Origin of the sequence: Mucilaginibacter sp. UYP27 (assembly GCF_040547175.1) — a bacterium.
In the GTDB taxonomy this organism is placed as follows: domain Bacteria; phylum Bacteroidota; class Bacteroidia; order Sphingobacteriales; family Sphingobacteriaceae; genus Mucilaginibacter.
Genome location: NZ_JBEPPE010000005.1, coordinates 1 through 22,283, shown reverse-complemented (window position 1 = coordinate 22,283; position 22,283 = coordinate 1). Strand labels below are relative to the sequence as shown.

The 22,283-nt window shown below is 36.8% G+C and carries 19 protein-coding genes and 1 tRNA gene; 7 read left to right on the top strand and 13 right to left on the bottom strand.

Annotation, left to right across the window (positions count from 1 at the left end):
• The first annotated feature begins 6 nt into the window (after positions 1 to 6).
• From ABIB39_RS16065 to ABIB39_RS16050, 4 genes are all read left to right on the top strand, one after another.
• The gene (locus tag ABIB39_RS16065) at positions 7 to 813 is read left to right on the top strand and encodes a hypothetical protein (protein WP_354431185.1); all 807 of its coding nucleotides are present in this window, start codon (positions 7 to 9) and stop codon (positions 811 to 813) included.
• Positions 806 to 1,714: an SIR2 family protein gene (locus tag ABIB39_RS16060; protein WP_354431184.1), complete on the top strand. Its 909-nt coding sequence runs from the start codon at positions 806 to 808 to the stop codon at positions 1,712 to 1,714. The genes ABIB39_RS16065 and ABIB39_RS16060 overlap by 8 nt, the downstream gene beginning before the upstream one ends.
• 55 nt (positions 1,715 to 1,769) lie before the next feature.
• Positions 1,770 to 2,003 carry a hypothetical protein gene (locus tag ABIB39_RS16055; protein WP_354431183.1) on the top strand — a complete coding sequence of 78 codons (234 nt, stop codon included), beginning with the start codon at positions 1,770 to 1,772 and terminating at the stop codon, positions 2,001 to 2,003.
• A gap of 202 nt (positions 2,004 to 2,205) precedes the next feature.
• Positions 2,206 to 2,817 carry a recombinase family protein gene (locus ABIB39_RS16050; RefSeq protein WP_354431182.1) on the top strand — a complete coding sequence of 204 codons (612 nt, stop codon included), beginning with the start codon at positions 2,206 to 2,208 and terminating at the stop codon, positions 2,815 to 2,817.
• A 401-nt stretch (positions 2,818 to 3,218) separates the two neighbouring features.
• Here ABIB39_RS16050 and ABIB39_RS16045 read toward each other — a convergent pair whose 3' ends face one another.
• The 4 genes from ABIB39_RS16045 to ABIB39_RS16030 form a co-directional block, all read right to left on the bottom strand.
• Entirely contained in the window at positions 3,219 to 4,058 is an 840-nt protein-coding gene (locus tag ABIB39_RS16045; protein ID WP_354431181.1) for an N-formylglutamate amidohydrolase, read from the bottom strand.
• 235 nt (positions 4,059 to 4,293) lie between these two features.
• The gene (locus tag ABIB39_RS16040) at positions 4,294 to 5,361 is read right to left on the bottom strand and encodes an IS110 family RNA-guided transposase (RefSeq protein ID WP_354431180.1); all 1,068 of its coding nucleotides are present in this window, start codon (positions 5,359 to 5,361) and stop codon (positions 4,294 to 4,296) included.
• 438 nt (positions 5,362 to 5,799) lie between these two features.
• Complete coding sequence (locus ABIB39_RS16035) at positions 5,800 to 6,147, bottom strand: hypothetical protein (protein WP_354431179.1); 348 nt, start codon at positions 6,145 to 6,147, stop codon at positions 5,800 to 5,802.
• Positions 6,147 to 6,743 (bottom strand): hypothetical protein, encoded by a 597-nt coding sequence (locus tag ABIB39_RS16030; RefSeq protein ID WP_354431178.1) that lies wholly within the window; start codon positions 6,741 to 6,743, stop codon positions 6,147 to 6,149. Before ABIB39_RS16030 ends, ABIB39_RS16035 begins: the two co-directional genes overlap by 1 nt.
• Before the next feature lie 586 nt (positions 6,744 to 7,329).
• Here ABIB39_RS16030 and ABIB39_RS16025 point away from each other — a divergent pair.
• On the top strand, positions 7,330 to 7,557 hold the full coding sequence (locus tag ABIB39_RS16025) for a helix-turn-helix domain-containing protein (protein WP_354431177.1): 228 nt from the start codon (positions 7,330 to 7,332) through the stop codon (positions 7,555 to 7,557).
• On the opposite strand, the gene ABIB39_RS16020 is transcribed toward ABIB39_RS16025, so the two are convergent.
• The 5 genes from ABIB39_RS16020 to ABIB39_RS16000 all read right to left on the bottom strand — a co-directional run bounded on the left by ABIB39_RS16020 (position 7,544) and on the right by ABIB39_RS16000 (position 14,920).
• A complete protein-coding gene (locus tag ABIB39_RS16020; RefSeq protein ID WP_354431176.1) occupies positions 7,544 to 8,080 on the bottom strand; it encodes a hypothetical protein in 537 nt (178 codons plus the stop codon). The genes ABIB39_RS16025 and ABIB39_RS16020 overlap by 14 nt on opposite strands.
• Positions 8,077 to 8,739: a PDDEXK-like family protein gene (locus ABIB39_RS16015; RefSeq protein WP_354431175.1), complete on the bottom strand. Its 663-nt coding sequence runs from the start codon at positions 8,737 to 8,739 to the stop codon at positions 8,077 to 8,079. Before ABIB39_RS16015 ends, ABIB39_RS16020 begins: the two co-directional genes overlap by 4 nt.
• An 83-nt stretch (positions 8,740 to 8,822) precedes the next feature.
• Positions 8,823 to 11,834, bottom strand: coding sequence for a type I restriction endonuclease subunit R (locus ABIB39_RS16010; RefSeq protein WP_354431174.1), 3,012 nt, complete (start codon positions 11,832 to 11,834; stop codon positions 8,823 to 8,825).
• Between the two features lies 1 nt (position 11,835).
• Positions 11,836 to 13,200: a restriction endonuclease subunit S gene (locus ABIB39_RS16005; RefSeq protein WP_354431173.1), complete on the bottom strand. Its 1,365-nt coding sequence runs from the start codon at positions 13,198 to 13,200 to the stop codon at positions 11,836 to 11,838.
• A 1-nt stretch (position 13,201) separates the two neighbouring features.
• On the bottom strand, positions 13,202 to 14,920 hold the full coding sequence (locus ABIB39_RS16000) for a type I restriction-modification system subunit M (RefSeq protein ID WP_354431172.1): 1,719 nt from the start codon (positions 14,918 to 14,920) through the stop codon (positions 13,202 to 13,204).
• Positions 14,921 to 15,208: 288 nt separating this feature from the next.
• On the opposite strand from ABIB39_RS16000, the gene ABIB39_RS15995 reads away from it, so the two are divergent.
• A complete protein-coding gene (locus ABIB39_RS15995; RefSeq protein WP_354431171.1) occupies positions 15,209 to 17,644 on the top strand; it encodes a hypothetical protein in 2,436 nt (811 codons plus the stop codon).
• 270 nt (positions 17,645 to 17,914) lie between these two features.
• Here ABIB39_RS15995 and ABIB39_RS15990 read toward each other — a convergent pair whose 3' ends face one another.
• The gene (locus ABIB39_RS15990; RefSeq protein WP_354431170.1) at positions 17,915 to 19,063 is read right to left on the bottom strand and encodes a tyrosine-type recombinase/integrase; all 1,149 of its coding nucleotides are present in this window, start codon (positions 19,061 to 19,063) and stop codon (positions 17,915 to 17,917) included.
• Between the two features lie 58 nt (positions 19,064 to 19,121).
• On the opposite strand from ABIB39_RS15990, the gene ABIB39_RS15985 reads away from it, so the two are divergent.
• A tRNA-Arg gene (locus ABIB39_RS15985) sits at positions 19,122 to 19,186 on the top strand.
• 387 nt (positions 19,187 to 19,573) lie between these two features.
• On the opposite strand, the gene ABIB39_RS15980 is transcribed toward ABIB39_RS15985, so the two are convergent.
• From ABIB39_RS15980 to ABIB39_RS15970, 3 genes are all read right to left on the bottom strand, one after another.
• Positions 19,574 to 19,945 (bottom strand): hypothetical protein, encoded by a 372-nt coding sequence (locus ABIB39_RS15980; RefSeq protein ID WP_354431169.1) that lies wholly within the window; start codon positions 19,943 to 19,945, stop codon positions 19,574 to 19,576.
• 939 nt (positions 19,946 to 20,884) lie between these two features.
• Positions 20,885 to 21,415 (bottom strand): DUF892 family protein, encoded by a 531-nt coding sequence (locus tag ABIB39_RS15975; RefSeq protein WP_354431168.1) that lies wholly within the window; start codon positions 21,413 to 21,415, stop codon positions 20,885 to 20,887.
• Between the two features lie 235 nt (positions 21,416 to 21,650).
• The coding region (locus ABIB39_RS15970; protein WP_354431167.1) for a zincin-like metallopeptidase domain-containing protein at positions 21,651 to 22,283 on the bottom strand (633 nt) is incomplete at its 5' end.

Below are 22,283 nucleotides of genomic sequence, written 5' to 3'. Positions count from 1 at the left end.
AAATAAATGGAAAAGAAAAATTATTTCAACCTGATTTCTGCACAAAGATATTTTCATTTAGTAGCGTTAAATATCACAGAACAATACTCCACGGTAGATTATTATAAGAATTTTGGAAATTATCAACGAAGTAAAAATCATACGATTCACCAAACTAAAGACTTTGTCATTGAACATGTTAGAATTATAACTGACACTCCTTATTACGGCGGCACTAAAGATTATTCTGTAAAGAACGATGGTTTAGCACCTTTTAATTATGATTTGTTTACCATAGAACTAAAACCCCTAAATATTTTAATTTTAGGATTTCCATTTAAATTCCTTGCAAAAGATATTTTAGAAAATTTGATTAGGAATAAACTTTTGCAGCATGCAAATTTTATCAAGCCGGATTTGACAAAATTGATAAAGGAAAATAATGACAGCGCTTTAATGCTTAACAATTTTTCTTCACATTTTTCGGGAGTAGAATTATCCTTGAATGGTGATACAAATATTTCATCCGTTAATTTGGATGGGGATAGACCACTGGATTCCACTGTATATAAGACGTTTTTTTATAATTTAATTCAACGTGATGAATGCAGTTTAGAAAAATGTTCTTTGAAGAACGAAATTTTAGAAGAAACTACAGATATACCTAAGACAAAATCAAATATTCATTTAGACCTTTTTGGTAATTACAAATTATATATACATGGTAGTGGCAATAATATTTTCACAATACCATCTTTTTTTAAAGCACTTACAGAATATCAATGTATAAAAACAACCTTAACTAATCCGATAATAAGACTTAAAGATGAATGATTTCGATGAATTAAAGCACCACCCAAATGCAATAAATTTTTTAGCTGAATATTTAAATCAGGGGAATTTAGTATTATTTTTAGGCTCAGGTACTTCAATGGATTTCGGATTACCTAATTGGCTAACATTGGTAAATTCATTACGGGCAGAAGTAAGTTTACCAGTATTAAATGGCGAACTCAATGCCGATGAATTGCAAGTTGCTGCTGAAGAGGTAATAGCTAAAATCAACAATGAAAAATTAATTGAGCTGCTTGAAAGGCATTTGTATACAAATGTTTCACAGTTAACAATGACTGAAGTTTTTCAAAACCATTTGTTAGTAGCGATATCTGCTTTATTAATGGGTAGCAAACGTGGGCACGTAACTAGAGTTGTAACTTTAAATTATGACAGTATGCTAGAATGGTTTTTATCTTTATTTGGATTTGTTGTTAAAACCATTTATAAACTTCCCGCACTTGAGGGTTCGGAAGATGTTAGAATTTATCACCCTCATGGGTTTGTCCCTAGACCCGATTCTGGATTGATAAGTAGCGATTTTATAATCTTAGGGATTAATTCAGCTAATAAGCGACTTGGTACACAAGGTGACCCTTGGTTTGAATTGACAAGACACATATTAGACAGCGGTGTATGTTTATTTTTAGGAATGTCAGTCTCTACCTTGGCAGATAGAGCTTTAGAACCACTCTTTTCGACTTGTGGTGAAAAATGCGCCCACATTAGACCGTTAGGTATTTGGATATTAAAAAAAGAATTAACATCGGCTATTGAACTTAGATTTTCACAGAATAATATCATTCCAATATCAATAACAAAGAACCAAGATATTTCAGAATTTTTATTGAAGATATGTGAAAAAGCAGCAAAACATTTGTCAAAAGCGGATTTGAAATAAATTTTAATTATCAACATTTAAACATTATATTTGCAACCCCTTTAGAAACAGATAAATGACTACTTCAAAAATAACACGCAAGTTTGAGCGGTTGCTTTTTAAAGGTATTCCTGAGCAACCAGAACATAACTGGGAGAGGAATGAAAACTCCAATGTTGCAGCTAGGGTTACCGGAAGACCTCCGTCTCCTTTTGTTGGCAATAGTTCACGTAATTGTGAGGGGGAGTTAGTAGGTTATTTTTTATATAATAACGAAAAGCAAACCGAAGAATTTATTTCAGAAATTTAGATTCTTATAGAACAAAAAAATCCTCAGCACATCTGGGGATTTTTTTTTGCTTTTTATTTTTTGCTTGGAATCTATTGTAGCGAACGTAGTAAAATTAGTTATGCTTAAAAGTAGCACACATTTTCAATAAGTTAACCGCTCTTAAATTTGGATATATCGATGTTTTGTAGTATATTTAATGTCAAATAAATTATACTACAAAATGAGAGTTAAGTACAACAGGATAAGCCACAATCTTCAATCAGGTTCAGGAAGGCGGTTCACTAACGATTTAGATTATTATGACTTGACTTTATTGGATAAGGTATCAGGCACCGTTGCTTTTAAAGATAGACCTAAAGGAGGGGAGTTGCTGAAATTAGTTGCGAATGGGAAGGTCACAGAAATAGTAATTGAAGAATTTAGCCGCATCGGGCGTAACACTGGCGATGTGATTAATACCTTATTGGATTTGGACGAGAAGAAAATTAATGTGGTAGTCCGAAACTTGGGTTTACAGTCACGTCCTAACGGTGAACGCAATCCAATTTGGAATATGATTAGTTCTGTAATGTCAAGTTTATATGCCATGGAACTTGAAAATATACGTGAGCGTACCAGCATAGGGCGTTTAGTTTATGTACAGAACGGTGGTAAATTAGGCAGGCCTATTGGTACTACCGAAAATGATAAGAAATTTTTAGAGAAGCCAGCCTCTCTGGCTATAATCAAAGGGTTAAAAAAAGGCTTGACAGTAAGAGAGGTAGCCAAAGTTGCCTCGGTATCAACCAAGACCGTTATGAAAGTTAAATCCTTGGCTAAAGCCACAGATTAACCACAACTTTCAACGTTGATAGTATCGCTTTAATGATTTGAGATTTATTAGCTAAATGAAGTAATCATGAGTAGCCACTTAATTCATAAAGCTTTGGTCGGAATAACAGTTGAGTAATGAGCGATTTTTAAAATACGTTGTTAAAAATGTCTCGACAAAAGAGAAAATTTGCAGAATTAAGTGAAGTTAATTGTCGGTCAACCCTCCATTATTTTTGTATAAAATATAAATCTTCAACCAATGAGGATTAACAGCCACTAATTATTGCGGAAATTGTGTTAAAAACGCCTGCTTTTTGTGCCATTAAGAGCGGTTAACATCCATTAAAGTACCATGGCGGTACCGAAAAGAACAAAAAGGAACATTACTGTACAGGTAATTTGGAGATTTTAACAGACAATTTAAATGAAATCCTTGCCAAAGTCAAAACCAGTTGACCAACCTGTTAGCTCTCGATAATCAAAAACTCCGTTCAATAATTTGAAATTATAATTGTAATCCAGTTCGCTTACTTTATATAAGAAATTTTTAATAATTGATTTAATTCTGTTATAATTCTTACTCTTTTGTTTAGTAGTAGGAACTAAGTACAAATCCCTGTTTATTTCAATCATTATTGAACTGACCCGGTTATCTTTTTCATAATAGGCGATGGGAACTATTGAACCTGAATAAGGACAATTTAACTTAACTGTAAAGCCATGATGCTCGAAAAAGCTTTTAGTGAACTTATACAAGCCCTCTGGCGTGTGATAGCCGTCGAAGCCGATGCAGATGTCATGCCGAGGGGTTGACTGCTCCATATCTCTTTTAAATGGCTTGTTACTAAACGAATGGCAATCTACAATTAGGGCTGAATTATTAAGTAGTAGCTGCTCGGAAACAGCGGCATGTAGTTTCTCATGATGAGGATAATAATACTTATTTAAAATCTCAGATTTCAATTCCGTTGATACAGTTCGCAGGTCGCTACCATCATCACATTTTGTATAGACGGAACCCATGCCAGTTGCAGACATTATTTCTTTTTCATCGTTAGCAAATCGTTCCACATCACAGAAGACCCTGCTAAAATCTGCAACGACGGGTATTCCGTCAGTGAAGCCAAATAAGTCATCCGTATACCAATCATTAAGTAGAAGCATCTCTTTTTCTAATGCCTCATTACTGATAACGTAACCAGTTCTATCAGGTATGTGAGTTCCGGCATGAGGTACATGTAAAATAAGTTTGTTAACCATAATCTGCATTAATAATTTCTTGCTTTTACCTTTTAAAATAAATGAAATTTTTGTCTTAAAAAAGTAGCAGGTATCATTTCATTCATTGGGTCATTAACCCGGAAAAACTACGATTCAGCCTGCTACTTTAGTCTTTTGATAGTAAAAATAACAGCAGGCATTATTTCATTCAATGGGTCATTAACCCTGAGAAACTATAATTCGACCTGCTGTTAATACTCTGTACTTTATTCAGTTATACCACCTCCTTAGTAACGCTGTCTTCAACATCAATCAGTTTTGTGAGTGAGTATTCTTTCTTGAAAGGCCTGTTCCCGTTAACACAGGCAAAGATTCTCGAAATCAGCTTCGCTCTAACAGCGTTAATGACCGCCATCTTCGGTTTCCCTTCTTTAATCTTCCGGGCGTAGTATGTCTTTAACTCTTCGTTATACCGTATAGCATTTATAGCACATGTGTGCAGCAACGTCTTTACCTTTCGGTTTGATATAGGTGATACCCTTGCCTTGCCGATGATTTTACCCGATTCCCTTTTAAATGGTGCTACTCCCGAATAGCACGCAAATTTTTTAGAGGTAGAGATGTCCTTGAACTCGTTCGTTGATATCAAGATTTGTAGTGCAGTAACCTCACCAATGGAAGGCACGGAGGTAACAATCTTATATAAATAATTAAGTCTTTCATCTCCCTTTACCAATTCCTGTATCATTTTTTCTACTTCATGTAAATCTGTTTTCAGGGAACTTATACTTTGTTGGCATAACCTGACACTATTTTTATGAATGCCTTTTGTAACGAATGTAGTTTGCTCTTTAAGAGGTGTTCTCAGTGAAACATTAACACCCACCAACCTATTTCTAAGCGTGAACAAACTTGCAATCTGCTCAATAATTGGCCTTTTCGGTATCCATAACCGCAATTCTTCCCGATTCTTATAAGCGTATTGAGCAATTCTTATGGAATCAATCTTATCATACTTCCCTCTGAGCTGCCCTAAAGAATTTCTTATATGAAGTGCATTCTCAATTACAACATTGGCTTTAAATTTTTTTAATGTTGTAAGAAGGTGGTTACTATAGATACCCGTGTTTTCCATGCAAAATACTGCCCGTGTCACTGTAAATTTGGGGAGGGTTTTCAATTCGGCCACAAAGGCCTGAATGTCTGCTGGGGTATTCGTTGTTTCCTTGTGAAACAGAAGGTTCTTTCCTTCCATAACTGCAAAGTCAAGTTCATTGCGTGATATATCTACCCCAATGAAATAAGTAAACTTCTTGGGTTTAAATGTTATGATGATTGCCATTTTAAAATAGAAATAATCAGCCGGTATTGATTCCTTTTGTAGGTCTTACCTTTTTCGAAATATAATGCACCGGTCTGATTAATGTTATCAATCCAAGTTATCCGGGAAGCCTGTGAACTCTCGGTGCTCAATTATGCCTTCACGATTGCGGATAATGCCCTCGTGTTGGTCTTGTATTCTGCATCTTAATTTCTCGAAAGCATTTTGGCTCATTTCTTCACTTTTTTCGAATACCCCATGCAGCGTGACACATATCAACCCTCGATTGTGTAAAGGTTTGAATGACCGTTCCCGTATGACAAACATTGTACTTTCTTCAATTACTTCAATCAAATCTCCTACTTTGGGTAATACAGGGAAGTGGTACGTTAACACATCACTGAAAAATTGTGTGTTGTATAATGTTATTTTGTATTGGTTTCTAATCATAGCTGTTTATTAAAAATAATCTTTCAGTAGATACCACATGCAATAGAGTATCAGACCGAAGATTGATAAACAGAGCAACATAAAAACTCCGATGAGTATTTTTAACCACATTAAATAAATGAAGTTACCGAATTGTCTGTTAACAAGCATCATACTTACTAAAAGCAAAACTCCTATAGCAACAGTCGCTTTAATTTCTAAGCTGTAATGATTGGTTTTTAAGAAAAAGTAAACGACAACCCCGGCCAATGTAAATACCAACAAAAATAACCCCAAACCCGCAAACAGCCCATAAGCCGCACCTCGGATATCGTTCTTTACGCCAGTCTTGAAGTTGTTGTATTGATTGTCAATCATTATGTCGCTGACTTAAAATCCGAAAGACTTTGGTACTTTTTAAAGACCTGCAATGTGCTTTCTACCCTGTCCAGTAGGTCACGATTTTTTTTATTGTATTCTAACTTGGCGGTGGTTGATGAACCCCATGCAGAGCTACTTGCTTCCACCATAATCTCCAAATCCAGCTTGTTACTAATTTCTTTATAGAATTTTATATTTTCTATGAGCAATCCATAACTTAATATTTGTTTTTGTGGGGATGCAATTGAAAAATTACGTGATTGTTCTGTCCAATAGATGTAGGTGTGAGCTGCACTATATTCCATTCCCAAAAGAATATCTGTGTATGGTGGAAAAGGGTTTCCTTCATCGTCTATTTTCTTAGAAGAGTCAATATGTCCCCCCGGTAGGTATTCAAGTTTTATAAATCCCTTTTGCTTTTTGCCAAAAAAAGATTTTTGATAGAGTTTTATTATTAAGCCATGTGTGCTGTGCTCTTCCTCAACCAATGGATAAAGCAGCAATAGTGCGCTTATAGTTTCAATGGTCGTTTTGTATGGATAATAAGTAAACGTAATCGGCTTAATATTGCCGTAGCCTGAAATAAAAGTCATATTATATATTAATCTTTTCTCGTTCGAACCGTAGATTATAAACGTCACTTAACGAAGTCGCTTGGTTAAATGGACGCTGGATTGGGTCAACTACCCGTTTTGATTCCCACTGCTTCGTGTTGCGATTATAACGCCTCCAATGTGATTGGTTCTGAAATACTCTGTTTCCATCGGGCAATGTGGATTTTATCGGTGTTGTATCACGGTGATGCTCCCACTCTGTCCATTCTGCTTTAGGCTTATTAGCTACAGCGTTTCGAATTGACCACATTGCAACAATGGATATGATAATTAAAAATGCAAGCATCTTTGTCCGGTTAATATGATGATTAAATTTCTCTTGTTGAAGCTATTGACTTAAACTTTGAACCGTATTGGAGTTTTACAATTCGCTCGGCCTCACCGCTATTTTTTGCTTGAATGACTACTTCTAATGCACCGCTCGGAACAAGATAGAACCTGACTAAATATGATTTCATGGATAAAAATTAAGGTTAAACTTTAAAATCTAAGGTACGAAAAAAAATCGATATACAACGTATCCGTTGTGCGATTAATTTGGTGGTAATACTACCATTATACCTTGATGGAAAAAAAGGTACTACTTAAAAATCTTGGTGAGCGCATCCGTGAAATCCGGGAGAAAAAAGGTATTACTCAAAAGGAACTTGCCCATTCAATTGATAAAGACCAGCAGTCGATACAGCGGTTGGAGACAGGTAAAATTAATCCGTCAATTTTTTACCTGCATGAAATAGCAAAAGGCTTAGAAGTCGACATTGAATCCCTTTTGCCGACATTTAAGAATGTGTAAGATATTCACCGATATAGGTGGCAAGTTCAGATAATTTACTGGTACAGTAATCAACAAGTTGCTCGGATTGGTAAACAGCCATAATACCTGCGATAGTTGATTCCCAAGTGTTGTAAGGCATTATAGTTTTTTGATACCAAATATCTAAATTGGTTTTGCCATTTATTTTATCAGTAACATATTGGTACAGTTCCATTCTATTTTCTGCTTCACTTTTGATAAAAAAATGTACTCTATCACCATCGTAATCCCCTATACCAAAAGTTATATCTTTCCAGTCGGAATTAGCTAAACTAATATTCATGGCGGTTTTCATATTCGAAGGTTCGGTAAGCTCAATAGTCCAACCTCCGCTAACGGTAGGTAATGTCGTCAATAACTGAGTCTTTAACTTTACAAAAAAAACAGATACAAGTCGGTCAAGAATATCCTGCCATAATTGATATGTTTTGAAAGCGACCTCCAAATTACCACTGGTTTTTACAGCCTGAGCAATTATAAGCTCATCAAAATCTTCGTTCATAAATTGTATTTTATATAATTAATAAGGTCACGTAAGAACCATCTGTATTTATCAGACTGGGAAAGATTTAGACATGTCTGTAGCCAGTTACTCAGTCCATACGAAAATAGGATGTTTAGATACTGGCCTTGCGCCTTTAGTTTATCTAAATCAGCAGTAGATATACTAAGCTGATGGGGGGCAGTACTTGTTTTAGATAAGTAAACTATCAAGAAATCATCGTGATAGCGCATGCGCATGTAATCTCTATAATCAGAAATCTGCTCGGTCTGGTCAGATGCCCATGGTTTATTTTCTATAACGATACCAAACTTATTCAAATCAATTAAAATATCTATACGCTTTTGTGTATGCTTTATTAAAGAGGTACTTGCTTCACGGTAAATGAACGGAATATTATTACTTAGTTTTTCCGAATTAGGTATGTCTACCAATTTAAGGAATTCTACTAAGAAGATGTTTCCCTGACCATGATTACCGTTCGGAGTCAACAGGTCAGCAATTATATCTGATAAAGTATTTTCATCTGGCCGGATGTAATCAAATACATTGAAGTCTGTTGATAGATAGAGTTGGCTCTGCGAGTTATATTTCTTTAGTAATATAAGCTGCTGGTTTACGTCACTGTAATAGGACTCTACTTGTTGCGTTAAGTTCATTTGTATTTATTGTGTTTTGTCCTGTGATAAAAGAAGACAAAACCTACCCCACTATATATCACATGTCAAAATGTAAATTTTATTTAGAGACCAGTTAAACTGTTGTAGACTTTCTTCAACATGTAATTCTTCACCAGCCCCCCGAATTCTTTATCATCCATCATCTTGGAAAATATATCCTGATTCTGCTCCATACGGGAGATAAGCTTATCCATAAAAATGTCATCAAAGCCAAATTTAAAATTCTCTATAGTATTACTTTTAGCCTGCTGGCTGAGTTTTGCATCAGCCACGAGTTCAGCTTCAATCTGGTCAAAAAAGAGCTTGTCAGCATCGTTAAACTCTGTTGAGAACCGTTTGTTAAGTACTTCAATGATTTCTGATAGTGCTGCCCGTTCGTCTTTTTTTATTCGGATACCGGCCTCATTCTGTCCATCTAAACCGTATTCGGCTTGCGGCTCCATCAGGATATTAGTTTCGGCTACCTTCTGTAAACGATAGTACTCTAACGATACTTCATCGCCTAACTGGAAGCGGTCGTTAGGGTTACGTGGTAACTTCCTTAACAGGAATTTACCGTAGGTGTACAGTTTCTCTAAATTTACATCAGTAAACGGCATGATTTGAGTTAAAAAGGAGTACAGCCGGACAAAAGATTGCAATGAATTTTTAAAGCCCTCTTGTGTTGATTCGGTGTTAATTACATCATCTTTTGTATTCTCAATAGAAAGCTGTTTGTAGCGGTCTACGGCAGGGTCGATGTAAGCGTTTAGCTTCCCTTGCTCGGTAACAGATAAGGTCTTAGCGGACTTAAAATACACGTTGCAGAAGTTATCTATCTCGGTATCCCATATTATGCGGGCTTTCCTGATTTCGGTCTCTAAATCATAAAGGTGGTTGGGGTCGGTTGTGGTTTCAACCGTAGTTAATTCATAGTAAGGCTGAAAAGAATCTAAAATATCTTCGGTGTCGTTTGCAAAGTCCAGCACGAAGGTGTCATCCTTACCAGCGCACATTCTATTTAGCCGGGATAGGGTTTGCACCGCTTTAACCCCGGATAGTTTTTTATCAACATATATGGTATGCAGTAAGGGCTGGTCAAAACCGGTTTGGTATTTATCAGCTACCAGCAATAATTGGTACTCGTCGGTATTAAACTTCTTTGGTAATTCTTTTTCTTTAAAGCCGTTAAGCTCTACCTCAGTAACCCCCTCAGGATATAAATCATAAATAACCTTACCGGAGAACGCCACAATGGTTTTTATATCACTATAACCTTGCTTAGAGATGTACTTATCAAACTCTTCCTTGTAGCGTACTGCATGTAGGCGGGAGCTGGTTACCACCATGGCTTTTGCCTTGCCACCAATTTTTTTGGATACCACCTGCCGAAAGTGCTCAACCATTACTTCGGTTTTCTGAGCAAGATTATGGGGGTGAAGCGACAAAAAACGTGCAATAGCGGTAGCCGCTTGTTTTTTGTTTACGTCCGGGTCATCGTCAATTTCTTTAGATAGCTTGAAGAAGGTTTTGTAAGTGGTGTAATTAAGCAGCACATCCAATATAAAGCCTTCCTCAATGGCTTGGCGCATCGAATACAGGTGAAACGGTTTCGGTTTACCGTTCGCATCCGGGGTGCCAAATACCTCTACCGTTTTAGCCTTGGGCGTGGCAGTGAAGGCAAAAAAACTAAGGTTGGTTTGCTTACCACGAGCTTGCATAGACTTCCTAATCTCATCTTCGGCATCTTCATCCAACCCTGAAAAATTTTCATCTTGCTCAGCTTCTTCTAAAGATTTAGCGGCCAATACCTCCTTCATCTTTTTGGTAGCCTCACCACCTTGGCTTGAATGCGCTTCATCAATAATGACCGCATACTTTTTGTTAGCAAGTTCACCCACCTTATCTAAAATGAACGGGAACTTTTGCAGAGTGGTAATGATGATATTAGAACCTGCTGTTATGGCATTTGCTAATTGCTGCGAATCCTTATCAATCTTCTGTACTACACCCTGTTTATGCTCAAACTGATAAATGGTGTTCTGTAGTTGATTATCCAGTACTGTCCTATCGGTAATAACAATTACCGAATCAAAAATGCGGGAGTTACTGCTATCGTGTAAACTGGATAAGCGGTAAGCCAACCATGCTATACTATTACTCTTCCCGGAGCCTGCGCTATGTTGTATCAGGTAGTTATGGCCTGCACCAACCGCCTTTGCATTTTTGCTTACCTCACGCACCACATCCAATTGATGGTAACGAGGGAACACCATAGTTTCTTTAATCTTGGTGATACCGTTAAATTCAAATTCCTCAGAACTTAGGTGAAGGAACTTACCTATAATATCTAAAAAACTATCCTTAGCCCATACGTATTCCCAAAGGTATGATGTGCGGTAACCATGTTTGTTTTGGGGATTACCTGCGCCGTTATTATCTCCTAAATTAAAAGGTAAATAGCGGGTATGCTTACCATCTAACTTAGTGGTCATATAGCACTCATCGGTATCAACTGCGAAGTGAACTAACGACCTTTTTTTAAACTGAAATATCGGCTCAGTAGGTTCACGGTCGTAAACGTATTGCTTTTTAGCGTGGTTGATGTTTTGACCGGTAAACTGATTTTTAAGCTCTACAGTAGCAATAGGCAGTCCGTTAAGGGATAATACCATATCGATAGAGTTATTGCCTATACGCTCGTAAAAAAGCTGTCGAGTAACAGATAGATGGTTAGTCTGGTAAAGTAAATCAGCGCTGGGGTTTAACGACGATTCAGGCTTGAAATATCCCATCTTAAACTTTACTCCGTAGTCAGTAAAACCGTTGCGCACCACATCCAGCGTACCACGTAAGTCCAGCTCTTTTACTAAGCGTTGAATAACTTTTTTCTCAACGTCCGTTTTATGGATGGCTTCTATTTTAAGCCACTCTTTGTTTTGGGATTCCTTTAAGAAGCCGGTAATGTAGGTAGGGAATAATCCCAAGTTTACATCAAAGTCATTAGAGTTACCAGAAACATAACCACCGTTAGTGGTTAGGGAGTCAGCAATAGCTGCTTCGAAGGTTTGTTCTGTATGAATTCCGGTTGCCATGTTATGCCGTTGCTAATAAATCTGATATTACTTCATTTTGTACATCAACTTTCCCTGTCACCACTTCCGAAATTAAAGCTGCTTTATACTCTTTCAAAAAGATAATTTCATGTTTTACTTTTTCAATCAATTCGTCAATTTTTAAGTGCTCATTTTTTATGTGGTTGACAATACTAATTTGCTCCGAAATAGGTGGTTCAAGTAAAAAACAATTACCGATTTCTTCCGCATTAAGGTGTGGTTGTGCCGCTCTTAATCTTTCTAAAAATAGCTGATTATCTAATAAATATGTGCTTAGCAATGCGTATGCTAAGAATTGAGCATATACAGTTTTTGCTCGTACTACTATATCATACCCGGTTATTGACCCGGCATAATCTTTTGTAATTATTGCGCTATCCCCTGTGTAAGCACCACTTCTGACAATAATTATATCATCTTCTTTCAATAGGGGGTCTCTATTCCACGGTATGTCATCCGGGTCGACATAAACCATGTTATCCTCCTTGATAATTCCTCTAAATATATTAGTTGCTCTAATAATCTTCATACCACCATCTTTTTGTTTTGGTGGTTGCCCAAGTCCATATTTAATTGAGGAAACGTATTTTATTTTTACAATTCCCCAATGTGCAGGTATTTCGCCCAACCAGTCAATGCCACTAAATTTCATTGGGTTAGCTGCCTCGATTCCTTTGGTAACTGCCTGATTAATTACAGCTGTGCGCTCTTCCTTAAAAACAACCACAAGCTGCTCTTTGTCGTTTATTAGTTTGTTAATTTCCGCAGTCTTGTGGTCAAGATACTCTGAAATTTTATTTTGTTCAGCCTGACTTGTAGGAATATAAATTTTAAGGTCATTTACCTTACCCATTTTCAAATTGATACGTGTAAATCCGTTCGCTTCAATCATTAACCGCTTGCGGTATGGGTGGCTCAACAACAAATAATTTAAAAACATTGGGTCGACCGTCGTATCTACGAGTCGAAATCCCTTACAAAAACTATTTAAATAAACCTCATCAACACCATCATTTAATATTGTTGTTTTACCGACATCATCGAAATTTTCAGAACTCATCATAAAAAATAAATCCCCATTTTTTACCTGATTTTGTTCTTCACCCTCAACAATGGAAACGTACTGTAAATTGTCAATACTGATTTTTTCGTTATTTGCAACATTCGTAAAAGGGATAAAAGGTTTTGTTGATGAATCAGGCTCAAGTTTAAAATCATCGCCTTTTTTTCCAGTTAACCCACTGTATAAATAACCAATGTATTTGAGCCTTGTCTCTTTCCAATGCTCAGGCACAGAATCTGACCATTCATGTGTTGTTGGTTTGTAACTTGGATATGGTTTCATTTTATGCAATTACCTCATTAATTAAACCTATTGTTTCCTTCTCCAATGCTAATATATCTTTCCTGATTTCATCCAATGACCGCAGCGGTTTATACTGGTAGAAATATTTTGTAAAGTTAATTTCGTAACCAATTTTAGTTTTAGTTTCATCAACCCACGCATCCGGCACATGAGGCAACACCTCTTTTTGAATATAGGCTTTTATGTCCTCTTTCAATGGGATGCTTTCCGTATCTCTTAACCTACTATCAGCTTTTGACTTGCCGTTCTTGTCGGTCTTTATATTGCCTTTAGCGTCTCTTTCGGGGCGTTCAACGGTAACTTTTGAATATCCAAAGTCCCGGTTATCAAAAATTTTACTGATTTCGCTTGGCACAAATTCACCGTACACTTTAGTGATTTCGTTAATGTGGTCGGGGCTTAATTCGTTGCGCTTATCACCAAGAGATTTACCCATTTTTTTATAGAAGTCCACCGCATTGATAAGTTGTACTTTGCCCCGGCGATTAGCGGGCTTATGATTAGAAAGTATCCATATATAGGTACTTATACCAGTATTGTAAAACAATTGGTTTGGCAAGGCTATAATGGCTTCTAATAGGTCATTTTCTATGACCCACTGCCGTATACTGGATTCGTTTTTGGTGCTGCTTGGACTGCCTGAAAATAATGGCGAACCGTTGAATACAATAGCCAACCGTGAACCCTCCGGCTTCATTTTTGATATAAGCGACATGAGGAACAGGAACGAACCGTCACCAGTTGATGGCAGCCCCGCACCAAACCTGCCGCCAAACCCTTTTTCTTCATGCTCTGCCTTTACCTTTTTAGCTATCTTTTCCCATTTCACACCAAACGGCGGGTTGGTAATAAGGTAATCAAAACTCTCGTTCGGCAGATGGTCTTCCGATATGCTGTTACCCTTTTTTATGTTAACAGGGTTCTGGCCTTTAATCAGCATATCCGATTTACAAATAGCATAAGATTCAGGGTTTAGCTCCTGCCCGAACACCTCTAACCGTGCATCAGGGTTCAGTTCATGTAGATATTCTTCGGCTACGCTAAGCATACCACCTGTACCGGCGCAGCAATCGTAAATTGTTTTTACGATACCTTTTTGCGTTAATATATCCCGGTCGTTTAGGAAAAGTAGGTTTATCATTAACCGAATTACTTCACGGGGTGTAAAATGCTCACCGGCCGTCTCATTGGAGATTTCAGCAAACTTGCGTATCAACTCCTCAAATAGATAACCCATTTCCATACTGCTTACCTTAATAGGATGCAGGTCAATTTCTTGGAACCGCTTAACCACTATAAACAACAGGTTATTGTTATCCATGCGGATAATCTGGTTCTCAAACTCAAACTGTTCAATTATCTCACGGGCATCGGCAGAAAAACCGTTGATATACTCTATCAGGTTAGCGGCTATATTGTTAGGGTCAGCAATCAGCTTATCAAATGTAAACTGGCTACGATTATGGAAATTGTATCCAGCTACTTTGTTAAGTATCGGGTCAATATTCTGGATGTTCATGGTGTTTGTCTGCTCGTACTTCTTTAGTACCTCAGTCTTAGTAGTGTCTAAAACGCAGTCCAGCCGCCTCAGTATCGTTAACGGCAGGATAACCTTCCCGTAGTCGCTCTGCTTGTAATCTCCCCTTAAAAGGTCTGCAATTGACCAGATAAAGTTCGCTGTTTCTCTAAAGTTCTTCATGTAGCTGTAATGATAAGGCTAAGTTCTCCAATGTAGGAAATAAACCGAAAATATAATATTTTTTTACAGGTGAGACTTGCATTTTGGCGTAAGTGACCTAAGTTTGCTTTAGGATTTCTTTGCAAATTAATTTAGAAAAAAACAGGTACAAATACGCCTTAACAAGTATTTATAAGAGAGACGGATAAACAGGTAGTAGCACTACTTCGTTAAGTTCACTGAGCTACTACCTGCCGTCTTTCGCTTCACCGAAGCATTAAAGTAAACTTAACAGCGAATTTATGAACAGTGAACTTAATTTACTCTAAGAGTGAAGTGTCTTTTCACAACAAACCTGCCGACCACGAGTACCAAAAAATTAAAGTTACTCAGTGTAAAACCTCGGTAGAAGAACTAACCAATTGTATTGAGCAAGGGATTCCCGTAACTGCCCAAGTGTTTGAAGGCGACCGCCGCAAAGCAACTAATTTTATAGCCCAAACGATGTTTGCGCTGGACTTTGACGATACCTTAAAGTTATCGGAGATTGATACTATTTGTGCTGATTACAGATTACCTTTTAATTTTGGTTACCCTACGTATTCACATACTGAAAGTAATCCCCGGTACCGTATAGCCTTTATCTGTGATGGAGAGGTAAGACATCCAAAGTTGGCCACTGACCTTAATAAGGCTTTCAGTATCATCTTCAATTCTTTGAACGATACCGCTTGTAAAGACTTAGCCAGAGTATGGCTTGGTACTAATAAAAAAGTATTCCGGGGGGACTTAGATGCTACTTTTAACCCCGTAAACGTTTTCGATATAGCTAATGAACTTCAATATTCAAGAGCAGGTAATAGGATAAGAAAAGGTTTTGATATTAATTTAATAGAAAAAACGGGAGATAACGGTAATACTATACTATATAGATATAGGAATAACGATATTCCCCTAATCTGTGACGAAACTGATAAGCAGCCAAAGCTTATTGATAATTGGAAACTGGAAGACCTGCTTGAATGCAAGTTGTTTAAAACCTTTTATGAGGGCGGCGGTACACCATTGTTAGGTTGTAAACTAAACGATAGCGAGCTAATGTGTATGGCGTCAAACCTGATGAGAATTGAAGGTGGCGAGCAACTTTATAAGGCTTGTTTAAATAAGAACAAATCTTACTCAGATGAAAAATTTTCAAAAATTTCATACCTGCGTAATCAATGCCATTACAGAACATATTTGATAGGCAGGTACTCACCGTTTAGTGAAGACCAACCAAATAGTTTGAAGTCTCAAACCTTCCCGGAGTTGCTGCGCAAAAAAGGAAGAGTTGAGATTGACCCTTCAAATCAACCTCGAATCTACACACTGGCAGAGGGTGAACAAGAAATGGTTAAATGGTTTGATATAGCTGATGCAGATACTGGTGAAACGGTGTATGTATTCAAACTGGCACCGGGATTAGGGAAAAGTCAATACTGGAAAAACAAGAAAGGTATAGCAATGGGGTTCCCAAACAACAACCTGAAAAATGAACAGTTTGAATCATCTGCGTTATCTGATAGCGAGAAGTTAGTTACGCCGGAAGCGTTGACCAAATTTACCAAACCAGTACAAGCTTACTTAAATGTTCTTTATAATAAAGGACTGAATGAGAAAGCCCATTTTAGAATAAAAAACTTGGCAAATGGTAAGTCACTTTTTGACGACGGGCATGTGGAATATGAGGATATGAATTTTGCTATTGAATATCTGAAACAGAACAAAGCTATCAAGAATGCCAGTACTGATAAGACGGTGTTTACTACACATACACGTCTGCTACATCAGTCGTTTAATCATGATACTTATGTTTTTGATGAGAATGCATTCAATACCATCTTTGAGCATCATAAGACATCGGTAGCGGAACTAACCTCTATTAAGATGTACCTGACCTTGCGGGGCTGCGTTGTTGACGAATTGGAAAAAGTTCTGATGGTTAAAGAGACTGGTGTACACCCCACCCCGAACTTTACTAATTATGTTGACATAGTTAAGGAGGTAATAAGCGGAGATAGGTTTGATACCAACGTACTAAAGTTCTTCCAATCGTCCCGGTTTATGTTTGACGGGGAATTTATTCATTATGAGGTTAACCATCTGAGTAAACTGCCAACGGATAAGAAATTGATATTTCTTGATGCCACCGCATCAAGAGCTTTAAATGAAAAAATATTTGGTGAAAGGTTAGTATTCGTTGATATTTCAAACGTTCAATTTCAAGGTACCCTTATACAGGACACATCTAAGAGCTGCTCAAAGAAGGGTTTAGATAAGTATCATGAGACAGTCTCGGCTAAAGTTGGCGACATGCCTGTTATCACACATATTAAATACAAAAAACATTTTGCCAATCCAGTTGATACATTACACTTTGGCAGCTTAACCGGTTCTAACGCCCTTTCAGGTCAAGACATTTGTGTAGTGGGTACTATGACTTACCATCCAACCTACTATCACTTCTTAGCCGACAGATTAAATATAATATGCGATGACCATATTATGAAAAATCTAAAAGTTAGTTACGAGGGTCGCCGTTTTTGGTTTACTACTTTTGAGAATCCAGAGTTACAACGGTTGCATTTAGAGCAGGTTGAAGGTGAGTTAATACAAGGTGTTCATCGACCAAGGTTGATACGAACTGATGCAACGGTAAACTTGTACTCAAACTTCCCATTGTTACAGGCTGAGTACGTCTATTAGTATAAAGAGTTTTGCCCCATTGCTGGTTAATACGATTGGCAATAGGACTTTAGAGCCCAAAAAGAGGGACTCAGTTAACCGTCAGAAATTTAAAAAAAAAAATTTATTGCGCCTTCTTGTTTTTTTTGGATAGGCGGTCGAATTTAAAAAAGGTCTTTTATTTTCATTCAAAAATAGTTGCGGAAATCGATTCGGGTCACGGCCGAGAGTGGGTGGGGTAAGGGTGGAGGGGTAAGCCGGGATACTACCCCTTGGCTCCCCCGGGGGGGCTTATGCCAAGTCCAGCACGGGCAGCGCATCTCTTAATTGTTGACTGTTTAACTCACCCAAACCTCTTAAATAATTTAAGGTTACTATCATGGTAGAATGTCCCATAAGTTGTTGAATGATATGAATGTCTTTCGTTCGGCTGTAAACATCAACGGCGGCGGTGTGACGGAACGAGTATATGGTTTGGCTGGTTTGTAGCAAACCATTTATGCGCATGTAAGGCTTTAGCCGTGTCCATATCAAGTTAAAATAATACTCATTGAAAGGATAATCCTTTAATGTAAAAATATTAGTCTCAGGGTCATTAACATCTACTAACCTATTTTTAATAATAGCTTGAAGGTATTTGGGTACTGATACTACCCGAACACGTGCGCTCTTGTTTTCTGAACCGGATAAGGAAATGATTGAAAAATCATCATTAAAGTGCCTTTTTTTTAGTAACCTTATTTCCAAATGTGGGCGCAACATACAGCTATACGTTAACAAGCAACAGATGTACAAATTGGAATCTGCGTTTTTTAGATAAGCCAACAATGCCATTAATTGTTCTTTTGTATAAACCTTATGAAGAGCTGCTTTGGGCTTTAAACGTGCCGTTTCTTCAATTAAGTTAACGGTGATGTGTTTTTTTCTTCTGAACTCCGCAAAAAATAAGCCTAACATTCTCCTTGTATTCATGTAGTTAGTTGCAGACGATTTGAACTGTTTAAGGAACGTTTCTAATCTGTTAAGTTTTAACAATTGTATTGAACTACCTCTTTCTTCAATAGTTAAAAAAACTAAGAAACGCTTTACTATAGATTTGATATTTCTTTTATATTTATCTGATAAAGGACTGGCTAACTTAGTCGCCTCATATTCTAAAAATAATTTTTCAACCGATAGTATTGGTTCATGTTCAATTTGAATTAGAAGCTCGTTATTTATTGAAGGAGTCCATCCTGTTTCCAGAGATTTTTTAAACCTAAATAATAATTGTCTCAATAATCTTTCTTTTTCCTTTACCGATTGCGCATGATTAGGAAAGATTTTAATTTTTAGACGGTTACCATTGTATTCCCTAAATCTTTTTCCATTGAAATGGAAAGATATGTGGGAGCGATAAGATAAAATTGGTTTTGTTACAATTTTCGGTTCAGTGTACATAGTTTTGGCGCATTAAGTGGCGCACTTGAACCTCGATGAATGAAAAACCGCCACAATTAGCTCATTTTTACATAGAGCAACAGATTTCTAATCTGTAGGTCATAGGTTCGAATCCTATTGGGATCACAGTCTTTAATGCCTCTTAGTATTACTAAGGGGCATTTTTATTGCCTAAATGTCTCGTTTACAGTCAAGTGCTTGGTTTATTATAAAATTGACTATTTTACATTTAAATAAAGGTTTCTGACAAATCTATTTAATTTGTCTTAAACTCTACTGCTTTGGTGCAGTTTCGGTGCAGTTTTAACTTGTGTTTTCCATATCTGTTTTGAGTTTAAGTGAATGAATGATTATGATGCCCATACAGGTTTATGGATTGATTAAATGCAAGGAGGAACGGAATAAATGTAGGGTAGTGTAGGTGGTTGTGTTTATGCCGGAAATTCCTTGCCATGTATCAATACTCACGCCTAACTTTGCTAAATAATCATTCTCACTCTCTCTTCTCCATTAGTCATAAGGAGAATTGTTGTCTTCCTCACAGGCTTCAATCTGGAACACTTTGTTTTTAGATTTCCCAGTTATAATAAGCCTACCCTCTAAAAAGTAAAACTTGTCGTAGACTACACTGAAATCTTCTTTAAGGTCTAAGATAACTGGTTTATTGTATATAATCTTTGCTTTAACAATACCAGTATGTTGTCCTTGAAATTGATCAAAGCTTAACAAAGCACTACCTGAAGTTTCTATTTTACCGTACTTTACAATTACCTTATAATGAATATCATAATTACTGCCAGTTTCCGACCATTTACTTGCCTGCTCTTTAAACCTTTTTAGTTCCTTAAAGCTTTCAGCTCTTTCTTCTTTCGTTGTAATCATATCTGCTACCAAATTAACAAACGTGGTTTAAATTAGTATTGTATTATCGTAATTATATTGGAAGGAGTGGCGAGCTTCCAATAAATATTGTCAAAGTACTCTATATAGGTAAAATACAAAGAATTGATATTTTTTGGAAAAGGTATAGAATGGTATCAATTTGATTCTTAATGGTTTGTTTAGCACAAGGTTGGTGCAATTCATTCTTAATGTCTTAAAAGGTACTATTCGCGGCCTTTGTCCCAAATTGTTGCAAAACATCTGTTTTAGCAACTAAATCGTCAATACGCTCATTTAGCCATTTCCAATTTCCAAAAAGTTTCATGATGTTACTTAGTATAGGAGATTTACAAAGATTTAATATTTTCTGGAAATGTTACTTGTTGAGTATAGGATTGTAGTTTGGTTGTTGTGATGTATAGAGGTTGAGTCATTCAATCCTTATTCTTTTAAAAGGTAAGTTTCGAAGTTATTAGTCTTAGTGCCTTTTAAGAAAGAAGTCAAATGCTTCTTTCTTAATTATTATACCGCGAAAAACCTTCCTACAACCAAGGACAATTAAAGTAATTATAGGGATGGGGTGTTCCTAAATTAACTTAGCCTCCTAATTATTTCCCGTACCTCATCACTAGCCAAATCTTTATACCCGTCAGCTATATACGTAAAACACTTGCCGTGTTGCTCAAAAGTTTTGCACCCACGATATTCGGGGTCTCCGTTAGTGGTTAAATGTAGATTGTTCTCTTTTGACTGTTATTTCGTAGGCTCACCATTCCTTAGGTCATTATAAATGCTGTAGGTATAATTCAAGATATCGTGACCGTCAAAATGAGCTTGGCTGTCCGGTATTATCATTAAGGGTATTTTCGATGCTACTTTAAACTATATACGGTTTCATTACTCCATTTGTCTAAAAATGAGAAGATAATAATAGGCTTGTCATAATATGTAATTGGACAATAGCTCTTGAAATACTTTTTTATTATTCTTAGCTTCGGTCAGGTTTTGGTGTATCATGTCTTTAATGGTAGGGTTTCTAATACAACATGACATCGTTGTTAATAACTCAAATGAAGCGATCTCAATTGATTCTAACATTATAAAATGAGAGATAAGGGCAATGTTAGTTTTGTAGTCTTCTGATTTTTTTAAAGTGCTTCTGATGTAAGTATCTAATCGCAATTCGCCTTTATTGATGATGATCTCTGATTCAGATTCTGACCTAATAATAGCTAAAATCATATCTAAACGCATTACCTGGGAATTTATATCAGTGCTGGCATTTAAGATAGAATACCGAATGTTTTGAATATTTGATCGCTTTGCCATCTCAGGTAAATAGGTTAAGAGATATTTCTTTACATGATATATGTCCGTTAGCGTTTGCAAGAACATATCGAGCATTTCCTGTTTGTTTAACCTACCTTCCTTACCGTTACTGCTTAAAGTCCATTTTTCCTGATACTCCATATAACTTGTAACCTTTTAAAGGTAGCTGCTAAAGGGCAACTAACTAATTTGATCAAATATACAATAGCTATGGGTTGTAAAATGTTTCGTTTCAGAACAAAATTTATCCTATATTAATTGATTTGCGATTAGAACAGCATGGCGAGTTAAAGCATTAAACAAGAGAGAATTATTTCGAAATCCTCATCAACATTCGGTAAACCATATTAAAAAAGCCCGGTTAAGGGCTTTAAATTTATACTGGTTGATATGTAACCGACATGATGTAATCAGCGGCTCTTTGAGCCTGTGCAGCAGCTTTGATAATTAATTTTTTATCATTCTTCAAAGCTTTAAGCCAGCTTTCAATGTAGGCTGCACTGTTGTCGATAGTTGCTTGACCTATGCCGGTTATTGCTCCCAGGAATGCGGCAGTCATTTCGGCAGTAAGTTCTTCTTTAGCGTAGGTTGCAGAGCCAAAGCCATCGGAGTTTAACAGTTCTTTACGGTTCAATCTACTTTCATGGCCGGTACTGTGTGCCAGTTCGTGGAATAGTGTACTGTAATAAGCTTCTTTAGATTTGCACTTTTTAAGGCTCGGTACGACAACGATATCAGTAGTCGGTTGATAGTATGCATTACTGCCATTCTTGCGTATGGTGGGCTTGTTTTGCATGTTAGCAATAACGTCTTCGCAAGCCTGTATTATTTCTGCATCTGTTCTCAACTCTGCTTCAAAAGCAGGAAAGTCGATATCTTCGGTTTGCGCGATGTTAAAGACTGTGTAGCTTTTAGGTACCATTATCATTCTCGGCTTTGTCGCTTCATCAACTTTAGGTTGTTGATTAGTTTCTGCTGATTGATTCTTCAGTTCGACTTCGGCCCAATA